Consider the following 9,820-nt stretch of genomic DNA (forward strand, 5'->3'; position numbering starts at 1 on the left):
GATATTCAGAAGATTCGTCGACATAGGATTCTCTCGCGTTGCGGTGTCTGACACTTTTGCTTCAGGCCTGTTGTGGACAGTTAGTCCAGCATCTGATTTGTCAGTCCATCCTTCGATTCTAGAACACGTATCGTGGCACAACCATGGAGTTTTCTTGAGAGCGGCACTCTTCGAAACCGACCATCTCGAAATTCCCACCCATTCGACAGGCCTCAACCTTCACGGTTCACGACCACCAGCGGTGGACGTTTCCCGAATCTGGACGAGACGAAGACGCTAGGCATAGACATAAACCTTCTGTGTAGTCCGGTGCAGGAACGGATGCCCGGTGTAGACATGATAGCTGTCACTGCCGAGCGCGGTGGCCAGGTTCCGGGCCAGACTTTCCCGCACGGTCGACATGGCGGTCGGACGCGTCCGTTGGGCAGCCAGCGTCGTCACCCGTGTCTCTGTATGAGTCCAGCGGATCAGATCGAGTGCTTCCTGCGGCAACGAGACGTTGATAAACATCCCACCATGCGAGACCCAGTCGCGGACGGCCGCACCAATGAAGGCAAACTGCCCGCAGCGACACAGTGCACCAGGCGAGTCCGAGGCACGCTCGGCGGGAACTTTCAGGTCGGCAGCCGTGGCGATCAGAGTCTTTTCCAGTGCCGTCCGAAACTGCAGAAGTCCCATCCCCATTCGTTCCAGCGGCAAGATCGTGTAGACAGCCAGTTGACCCGGAAGATGGACGAAGGTTCCACCGCCGCGATTGAGCCAGCGGACGTCCATTCGACGCGCGGTCAATTCCTCGCGCTCGACCAGCACATCCGCGAAACTTCCGTCGCGACCGATTGTCACGCAGGGGGGGTGCTCGCAGAGCAGAATCGCTCCACGCGAACCTGTTCCCGCAGCGACATCGGCCCGCAATCGTTCCTGTAGTTCCATCGCAGACGCAAGGTCGACCGTCCCCAACAGAAAAACGTCCAGAGTGGACATTCTCTCGGGAATCTCGCGGCGATCAGTCGATGGAACATTCATGAAAACGAATCAAACCCGCAGCTGAAAACAGGACGTCGACTCATTCAGTTTACAGGAGGCGTCCATCGACCGGCAACACGAGCCTCCGCCAGTGTCGGCCTTCCGCAGAACTGCACTGAAATGCAACAATCTTCTCAACACCTTTGCCAATCATGTTCATGTTTACAGGTGTCGCGGCGACATTCGTCAGCGAATCACCTATTTTGACGTACTTTAGGACTTGAGTCTGTTCCCTCGAAGCGTTGTGATTTGAAGAACTTCATTCTCATCCACTTCGAACCTCTTCACACGAGGTGCTCTTTATCGTTCCCCCTTGTTGACGACGTGAACTGGGGTCGAATAGCGTGAACAGGTCCGCTGAAACGGAGCCATCAACAATGAATCGAATCGAAACCGAGCTCACCCGGCGTTCCTTTCTGGGCGCGACCGCCGCCGGATTCGCGTCCTCGGGCCTGCTGTGGGGACAAGATCCCTCTGAACTGGGCTCCCCGGCAGAGGCGGGACTGAAGCGAAAGCCGCGTGTGGCCGCGATCAATTCCGTCTACCGGCTGCGATCCCACGCTTATCACATTGCGGGACGATTCATCCATGGATACACGCGGAACGGGTTTCATCATCAGCCCCCGTTTGAGCTGGTACGGATGTGGAATCATCAGCAACCCACTGCGGATTTAGGTCCGAGTGTCTGTGAACAGCATGGCATCGAACTCTGCAAGTCGATTCCGCAGGCGCTCGGCGAAAAGCAGGGTCTGGATGTCGACGCGATTCTGCTGATTATCGAACATGGCGACTATCCGCAGAACGAGCGGAATCAGATCCTCTATCCACGGTATGACTTCTTCCAGCAGATTGTTGAAGTCTTTCAGAAAACCGGCCGCTCAGTGCCGGTCTTCGTCGACAAGCATCTTTCGTACGACCACCGTCTGGCCGCCAGGATGGTGCAGACGGCACGTGACATGAAGTTTGGTCTGATGGCCGGTTCCTCACTGCCGGTCACCTGGCGCCGTCCTGAAATCGAACCGACCGTCGGGACTCCTTTTAAGGAAGCACTCGTCTGTTTCGGTTACGACCGCAAAACGGTCGAGATCTATCTTTTCCACGCCCTGGAAGTCCTTCAGTGTATGCTGGAACGCCGCAAAGGGGGTGAAACGGGGGTCAAATCGATCCAGTTCCTCGAAGGTGACGCCGTCTGGGCCGCCGGTGACGAGGGTCGATGGTCATGGCGATTGCTGGATGCCGCACTCGCCCGTTGCCCGAGCCGGAATACGGGACCCGTGCGAGAGAATGTCCTCAATCCGCAGGCGATGCTCATCGAATATGAAGATGGAACGCAAGGGACGATCCTGAATCTGTACGAGCAAACGTCTGACTTCGGTTTTGCAGCGACGATCGAAGGATGGTCCGATCCGATTTCGTCCTGCTTCTTCCTTCCCTCGCCGCCCGGCGCACGTTTCTTTGATCCGCTCACATACAACATCGAAAAATTTTTCGCGTCAGGGACACCCCCCTATCCGGTTGAGCGAACGCTGCTCACCAGCACCATGACCGACCTGGCAATGCAATCGATTCATGACGGGGGACGGTTGATTCTGGATCCGGCACTCAGCGTAAAATATGCTGCACCTCAGGACAGCGGGTTCTTCCGGGGACCCTATGTCGATGCCGGGTGACGCTCAGTAGATCGACAGGGAACCCTTCTTCGACTCCACGGCTTGTGAAATCGATATGCCAAACCGAAGTCTGCTGTACATCGGCGGTTTGCTGCTACTCGTCCATCCGGCGTTCGCGGATACGTTCACAGTCCGCGAAGATGACGGCAATCTGGCTTCCGTTGAAGCACGCTGGGTCGGTGAAGGGCAAGGCTCTGTGGCCATCGAGCGGACCGATGGCCGGATTGAAGTGATCCCGCAGCATCAGATTCTGAAGCGTGAAGCGGGTCCTGATCCCGAACCGATCTCCTGCACCGAAATGGCCCGCCGACTGACCGAAAGATTTGGTGCCGACAAGTTCCGTGTCTACACGGACGCCCCGTTTGTCATCGGACTGGTGCTGTCAGCCCCTCTGCCGAAACAGTATGAAGCGAAAGCTGCGGCCTGCCTGAAAAAAGGGGCTGCGTTCATGTCCACGGTCGAACGTGTGTTTCTCAATTTCGTCAACGACCTGAAGATCGAAACCGAAAAGCCACGGTATCCTTTAGTCCTGTTGATCTTTGAAACCGACGACGACTTTGTCCGATTTACGGCAGAAGAATCCGGGGGCAGGGGCCTCTCGGCGAAATCCATTCTGGGGTACTACAGTGGTCTGACGAATCGCCTGGTCATTCGCATGAGCGAATGTCACACGTTTGAGACTCCGCTGCACGAGGCGATTCACCAGCAGGTCTACAACCGTGGGCTGATGCAACGGCTGTCTGCTGCTCCGGTCTGGTTCAATGAAGGGATCGCGACCGGCTTCGAAGGAAACGGCGATAAAATTAACGGTGGCCCCCTGCGGGTGAGTGCCCGCTATGCGCGAGCGGCCCTCAAAGCCACGACGGTGGATTGGGACGAAGTCGTGTCCGACGACAAGGCTTTCCGAGGCGACGTGCTCGCGGGAGAAGCCTACGCTCATGCCTGGAGTATCCACTGGTTTCTGGTCACCCGCTATCGGCAGCAGTATGTCGAGTATCTGAAATTGCTGGGCCAGAAACCGACACTCGGGGTCGATGACTCGGCCACACGACTGGCCGACTTTGCGAACACCTTCGGAAAGCCCGTAGGTGATTTGCAGGCCGAGTTTCGCGTCGCACTCGAACAGACGGCGAAGAAACAGCGAGTTTTCCTTGATGAAAAACCTCGCGTGGGCCATTCGCTGACGCAGCTCAATCTGGCTGAGGTCGAGATGACAGCACTGACGAATTCCACATCCAGTATCCCCGTCGTGGAAGGACGCATGCGCAATATGTCACAGATTCGACCAATGAGCTTTCTCATCACGATTGAGACAAATGCGGGGAGCTACGCCGAGTGGTATCTGCCGAATGTCCCGCCGCAGAAAATTTCTCCGCTCCCCAGGCAATCGACGGATAAGGAGATGAAAGGGAGCCCCGGAGGTCCGGCACAGACGTTTCGAATCAAAGTCAGAGCCGCCATCCCGGAGAGTGAGGCAGGGCGGCTCTGGCAGAGAGGCAAGTTTCCGGTTCCGGAATGGACCGAAAACTGATGCGCACACTTCTTCGTGCCGACAGGCAAACCTGACCGGCCAGTGGGATTAGTGCTTGTAGACTTTGTGCTGAGGACGGCCTGAGAGGATCTGTTCCTTACCCCAGGTGGTGACAGCGCGAAATTCATCGCTGCGGATGAATGTCTGGAAGGCCGCTTCATCCGACCATTCGCTGGTGATCAGGTACGAGGCATCGTCGCTGACATCTTTCCACAACGTCGAGTTCGTGTGTCCGGGGGCCGCCCGCAACGCACCGATGACGGCGGCAAACTTCTCTTCGAAATCCTGCTGCTTGCCAGGCAGGACGTGATAGTTCATTCCAACTGTGACCATGGGGACTCTTTCCGCAATTGAGTGAGGAGCTGAAATCTTCGATCTGAAGCACGGGGTAACGCGTTGTTCAGACTGTTCGGATGAGCATAGTAGAGTCCCCGGCGCAGCGGGCATAGCCTGAGGTTCCTCGTTTCGTCCGCTCGCCGGTCTGATCACATCCGACCATCAAAAAATGGGAGTGGGCAAAGCACCCTTACGGCGCGAATCTTCCACCCGAATCGATTCATCTTAAAGAGCGAACACACCAGTTTTACCGACATGCGATCTTCTGATCAGATGAGATGTGTTCTTACGTGAAGACATTAGCCTCGAAACCGCCTCAACCGTCTGTCAGGAGCAACCACCTGTAACGGACATTCCTGTTACACAGCCCGCCGTAAGTAAAATCCCTCAATCCCGTAAACTTCCACTTCACCGGACTTTACCAGCACATTTAGGACACGTGGGCGAACTCTGCTGAAAAAATCAAGTCTGGTTACATAATCCTGGGATAATTTTCTTATTACGGTATATGATCGGGTTAATTGCGTTGAATCACGTTGGCACGGAAGACTCTCTGCAAATGGACACTTGCGAACATGACTGCCTGTAAGGTCGGTGCAAGATGTTCGAAGAGTTGCTCGCCACGAGCCACTCGACACTCAGCAGTGTCGATACGTATCTACCGCTGGATGAAAATCAGCTCGCCCGGGCCGCGGTGACGCGTCTTCGCACCGCGCCTGGCTCAACCATTTCCGGCACGATCACGGTCGTCTACGGTGCGGCAGGCGCCGGCAAAACTCATCTTGCCCGCTGGACATTGAAAGAACTTCTCCGTTCACGGCCTCGGCTGCGATTCGTCTCGACCACGGTGCAGGATCTCTGTGAGCTGATGCAACTGGCGGATGAACGCCAGTCTCTCGCCGAATTTGTTGAACAGTGTCAGGAACTCGAAGTCCTTGTCTGCGAAGACCTGCACTGGCTGGAGACGGCCCCCCACCTTCAGCCGTGGTTCCTTATGCTGATCGAATCCCTTGAAGCGAGCTCGACCCAGATCCTCATGACGTCACGGAGATCGCCCGGTGAAATCCGGTGGCTCGACCAGCGAATCGTCAGTCGCTGCCACGGAGGACTTTGCGTTCTGCTCCCTTTGGCGGGGGTCGACAGCCGGGTCAAACTGCTGCAGCACTGGTTCCAGGAATGGAAGCTGCCGATTCTGAAACCGATGTCCGCTTCGGCCCAGTTCCTCGCCGAACGCCTCCCTGTTTCCCCTCGTGACCTGAAGCGCGCTGTTCAAGACCTGTCCGAGCTTCAGTCGCGGAAGCCCGCTGCCATTGACGTGGCGTATCTGCAGAGATGGCTCTCGAAATCGCGCCGTGGTCCGCAACTGTCGTTCGATTCGATCCTGATTCAAGTTGCAAATGAGTTTGGAGTGGAGCCGGACGAACTCCGTTCACGCTCGCGCCAGCAGTCGCTCGCGATCCCCCGACAGGCGGCGATGTGGCTGGTCCGTGACCTCACCGGTCGACCGCTGGAGCAGATCGGCGCTTACTTTGATCGCTCGCACACGACCGTTTCGCACAGTCTGTCGAGACTGGGAGAGCTCTTACCGACCGTTCCCTCGCTTCGCCAGCAGATCCAGAAACTGCGGCGGCGACTCAAAGAATTCCCCATGGAAGATTGTGCATAACTTGCGACAAACAAGAACGACTTAAATGAGTTATCCACAATCGGCCCCTCCCTCCCGGAAGCCATGTGGAAAACCCACCCGAATTTGAGCAGGTTTTCCGCACGGTTTTCGATATCCCGTCGTCAGGTTATCAACATCCGTTTTCTGTGGATTATGGAACGCAATCGATTGGAGAAAAAACACTTACGTCGAAGTGCGAATCAACAATCCACAAAATCACGGGTGCTCTAATAAGACTTATACGAGAGACTATTTCAGAAGGAAGAGGAAAGACGAAGAGCCCGGAGTGTGTTCACACTCGACTCAAGGCCCGGTCAATCCGCCGGATCGAGCGGTCTCGTCCGAGCAGAGCAAAGGCATCGAACAGGCCAACCCCCGCCGACTTGCCCGTGATGGCAACTCGCAGAGCGTTCACCACCTGCCCAATCTTGATTCCCTGCTTCTCGACGAAGGCATGAACCAGCTTGTCGACCGATGCCGCATTGAAGGGTTCCACCGCGAGAATCTCTTCACGGAGTGAACGGACAAACCCAACTGATTCGGGAACGTCTCGCAGACGTTGCTGAAAAGGTTTGTCCTCGTAGACCAGTTCTTCATCCGCTACGAAGAATTCTTTGTAATCGAGGATGTCGCTGAAGACGCGCAGTCGATCGCCCAGGGCCGCAATCACCCGAGACACCATGAGCTTTGTCGCCTCATCCGGTTCGGCGGAGATCAGCTTTGACTGGATCAGGAACGGCAGCGAACCGGCGACCTTCTCTTCCAGCGAGAGCTGATTCATCCAGTGCTGCTGATAGCTCTGCAGTTTCTCTGGATCAAAACCGGCTGACGCTTTCACGATTCGCTCGAGAGTGAAGTTCTTGACAACTTCCTCCAGTGACATGAACTCGGTCGAGCCATCCAGAGACCAGCCCAGGCGAGACAGAGCGTTCAGAATCCCGGCGGGGAGATAGCCGAGTTTCTCGTAATACTCGACCATCACAGGGTTCAGTGACTTGGAATCGCCGATCCCCAGTTGCGGAAAGACTTCATCGGCACGGTCGAACATCTTCTTCAACTGAGGACTGTTTCTCAGTTTTTCCACATCCCGTTTGCTCAGCTTCTTCGTCGAACCAGGAGCGGTGATGAAGGGGATATGAGCAAAGACGGGCAAGGGATTTCCCAGAGCCAGATGAATCAAAGCCTGGACCGGAGTATTCGCCAGGTGCTCTTCGGCCCGGATGATGTGTGTGATTCCCATCTGGACGTCGTCGACCACGGTTGCAAAGTTATAAAGGCAGGTGCCATTGCTGCGCATGATGACCGGGTCCGGCATCAGTGAGCAGTCCCATTCGACGTGGCCTCGAACAGCGTCGTCGATGGCGATCTTCTGGTCGCGTGGAACCAGGAATCGAACGGTGAAGGGCTTGCCGCTCGCTTCGAGCTCCTGCCGTTCGGCTTCTGACAGTTCCAGCGATCGTCGGACATTGATGTAAGTCTTCTTGGCCGCTTCAGCCTGCTTTCGATCTTCGGCAATCAGTTCCGGGGGATCAAAATCCTTGAATGCCTTTCCCTCTTTGAGCAGTTGTTCGACTGCGGCCTTGTAGAGGTGACTCCGTTGTGACTGATAGTAAGGCTCGTGGGGACCTCCTGCTTTGGGACCTTCATCCCAGTTCAGTCCCAGCCATTCGAACGCTCGAAAGATCGGTCCCAAGGCCGCTTCGACGTTCCGTTCCTGGTCGGTGTCATCGATTCTCAGGATGAACGTTCCCCCGGTGTGACGAGCCCAAAGCCAGGCAAACAGAGCCGTCCGCATCCCTCCAATGTGCATGTAGCCGGTGGGACTGGGAGCGAAACGAGTTCGAACGGGAGTCGACATTGCAGCAGATCTCACTGAATTTGGTTTACATTAAGTTATTTTAATCAAATAACTTGTGGCCCGGATTGGAGGGCAGTTTGAGCGGGAATGCGATGGAATGCAGCGATTCTATGGATTCGGATTCACCGACGGCGAGGGTTGAGCCCAAAAATTCATCTCTACCGGTTTTGCGATTCCGGTTACAAATCGCCTGTTATGCTCACGTCACTGATTCTCGCCGTTGCAATTTCTGCTGCCGACCCCTACGTCGTGTTTGAGCATGAGCACGCCCAGATCGCAGATTCGGTGACGGGGCAGCCGCTGGTCCCTGAATCCTATGCAGATCCTTCGTATGGGTTTCCGCAGGGGCAACAGGTGTTGCCCGGTCAGCCCATCTATACAGGCCAACCGGTCTACGGCTATCCACAGGGCCCTCCGGTCTTCTATCCGATCGATGCCGTCTGGCAGGACCCCTGGATCCAGAAGCGGCTGTCGGAGATGAATCCGCTATCCCCGTACAAATATCCGATACTTGAAAACTACTTTGACCCGTACGGCTGGCAGATGCTGACGGGATCTTACGGACCACAGCCTTACCGGCTCGGCTGGACGACGTTCAACGAGTTCAGTTTTCTCCCTTCGTCCACGGCATCTGGAACGACCGGTGCCATGCAGATGACCGAGTGGAATTCCAACGCCAAGTACGCGAGGGTCCTGACACCCGGCCTGCTGTTCGACGCCACGTTGTGGTTCAGTGCGCACTGGTGGGAAGGCCCGGGGGGAATTTCACTTCCCCCGCACGTCGATCAACTCTCCAGTGATCTGATGCTGGGTTTCTACGATGACGGTCCGTGGAGTGCCCAGATCGCCTTTCATCCACAGATCGTAAAGACTTACGGAGCATCCCTGGATGCCAACGCCTACAACTTCGACGGAAGAGCGATCCTGACCTATTCTGCCTGTGAACACTGGAAAGTCGTGCTGGGACTCGCCATCTGGGACCGTGTCGATACCCTGTTCGTGCCACACGCGGGACTCATCTGGACCCCGGATGACCGTTGGGAAGTACGAGCTCTGTTTCCGACGTCGAAAATCAGTTATTTCCTGGGAAACTGGGCCAGAGCCGATTTCTGGGTCTATGGTCAGTATGAGTACACGGCCGAATCGTGGCAGACTGTCCTTTCGGACCCGACGCTCAGTGAACGGGCTCAGTTCATCGATCAGCGTCTGACGGCCGGCATCCGCTGGGACCACCAGCGATACTCGTTCAATGCCGAGGTCGGATATGTGTTCGACCGGCAGACCAAATTCAACGGACCCTCTCCCAACTTCACGCTGGCCGATTCAGCCATTATTTCGCTGGGCGTCCGTTACTGATTTCCGGTCTTCGTCAGCCATGCCGCGGGCTCGCCGACGTGGCTCTCTGACAGTATCCCATTCGGGGCGATCTGGAGTGAGGGGAAGTGACTTCTCACTCGTCGCCGCAGCGGATGCGAAGGGACCACATTCTTGGTCTTTGACGAAGCAGCAACATTTTCTGCGGGACTGATTTCGGGTTGCGGGGAATCGCTTCCAACGAATTCGATCAGGGCGGCGTAGGCCCGCTTTGGACCCGATGGTTGACCCGCGAAAAACGGTCTGCGTACCATCGATATCTTTCGGCGTCCGTGGCGACACTTCCAAGAGTGACAACGTGATCGAATCATCTGACGAAACGATTGATCCTAAATCGACTCCGGACCCCTTGCCGGAAACTG

The 9,820-nt window shown here is 56.0% G+C and carries 8 protein-coding genes; 4 read left to right on the forward strand and 4 right to left on the reverse strand.

Going from position 1 to position 9,820, the window contains the following annotated elements; all coding sequences use genetic code 11:
- Positions 1-276 precede the first annotated feature (276 nt).
- Positions 277-1,023 carry a lipoyl(octanoyl) transferase LipB gene (locus tag VGE80_RS17250; protein ID WP_440593534.1) on the reverse strand — a complete coding sequence of 249 codons (747 nt, stop codon included), beginning with the start codon at positions 1,021-1,023 and terminating at the stop codon, positions 277-279.
- A 377-nt stretch (positions 1,024-1,400) separates the two neighbouring features.
- Here VGE80_RS17250 and VGE80_RS17255 point away from each other — a divergent pair, with 377 nt between their 5' ends.
- The gene (locus tag VGE80_RS17255; RefSeq protein ID WP_440593535.1) at positions 1,401-2,693 is read left to right on the forward strand and encodes a hypothetical protein; all 1,293 of its coding nucleotides are present in this window, start codon (positions 1,401-1,403) and stop codon (positions 2,691-2,693) included.
- A 55-nt stretch (positions 2,694-2,748) separates the two neighbouring features.
- Positions 2,749-4,224, forward strand: a complete 1,476-nt coding sequence (locus VGE80_RS17260) for a DUF1570 domain-containing protein (RefSeq protein WP_440593536.1) — start codon at positions 2,749-2,751, stop codon at positions 4,222-4,224.
- Between the two features lie 48 nt (positions 4,225-4,272).
- Here the strand turns inward: VGE80_RS17260 and VGE80_RS17265 are convergent, their stop codons facing one another.
- Positions 4,273-4,557, reverse strand: coding sequence for an antibiotic biosynthesis monooxygenase family protein (locus VGE80_RS17265; RefSeq protein ID WP_373649564.1), 285 nt, complete (start codon positions 4,555-4,557; stop codon positions 4,273-4,275).
- A 604-nt stretch (positions 4,558-5,161) separates the two neighbouring features.
- Here VGE80_RS17265 and VGE80_RS17270 point away from each other — a divergent pair.
- Complete coding sequence (locus tag VGE80_RS17270) at positions 5,162-6,226, forward strand: DnaA/Hda family protein (protein WP_373649563.1); 1,065 nt, start codon at positions 5,162-5,164, stop codon at positions 6,224-6,226.
- 292 nt (positions 6,227-6,518) lie between these two features.
- On the opposite strand, the gene gltX is transcribed toward VGE80_RS17270, so the two are convergent.
- On the reverse strand, positions 6,519-8,084 hold the full coding sequence (gene gltX / locus VGE80_RS17275; protein WP_440593537.1) for a glutamate--tRNA ligase: 1,566 nt from the start codon (positions 8,082-8,084) through the stop codon (positions 6,519-6,521).
- 195 nt (positions 8,085-8,279) lie between these two features.
- Between gltX and VGE80_RS17280 the strand changes: the two genes are divergently transcribed.
- Positions 8,280-9,440 carry a hypothetical protein gene (locus VGE80_RS17280; RefSeq protein ID WP_373649561.1) on the forward strand — a complete coding sequence of 387 codons (1,161 nt, stop codon included), beginning with the start codon at positions 8,280-8,282 and terminating at the stop codon, positions 9,438-9,440.
- Here the strand turns inward: VGE80_RS17280 and VGE80_RS17285 are convergent.
- Positions 9,434-9,712 (reverse strand): hypothetical protein, encoded by a 279-nt coding sequence (locus VGE80_RS17285; RefSeq protein ID WP_373649560.1) that lies wholly within the window; start codon positions 9,710-9,712, stop codon positions 9,434-9,436. The genes VGE80_RS17280 and VGE80_RS17285 overlap by 7 nt on opposite strands.
- Between the last annotated feature and the right edge of the window lie 108 nt (positions 9,713-9,820).

Source organism: Schlesneria sp., assembly GCF_036405755.1.
Lineage (GTDB): Bacteria > Planctomycetota > Planctomycetia > Planctomycetales > Planctomycetaceae > Schlesneria > Schlesneria sphaerica.

Coding starts and splice junctions, on each gene's coding strand:
- VGE80_RS17250 (WP_440593534.1), bottom strand. CDS start 1,023: ATGAATGTTCCATCGACTGATCGCCGCGAGATTCCCGAGAGAATGTCC.
- VGE80_RS17255 (WP_440593535.1), top strand. CDS start 1,401: ATGAATCGAATCGAAACCGAGCTCACCCGGCGTTCCTTTCTGGGCGCG.
- VGE80_RS17280 (WP_373649561.1), top strand. CDS start 8,280: ATGCTCACGTCACTGATTCTCGCCGTTGCAATTTCTGCTGCCGACCCC.
- gltX (WP_440593537.1), bottom strand. CDS start 8,084: ATGTCGACTCCCGTTCGAACTCGTTTCGCTCCCAGTCCCACCGGCTAC.
- VGE80_RS17270 (WP_373649563.1), top strand. CDS start 5,162: ATGTTCGAAGAGTTGCTCGCCACGAGCCACTCGACACTCAGCAGTGTC.
- VGE80_RS17265 (WP_373649564.1), bottom strand. CDS start 4,557: ATGGTCACAGTTGGAATGAACTATCACGTCCTGCCTGGCAAGCAGCAG.
- VGE80_RS17260 (WP_440593536.1), top strand. CDS start 2,749: ATGCCAAACCGAAGTCTGCTGTACATCGGCGGTTTGCTGCTACTCGTC.
- VGE80_RS17285 (WP_373649560.1), bottom strand. CDS start 9,712: ATGGTACGCAGACCGTTTTTCGCGGGTCAACCATCGGGTCCAAAGCGG.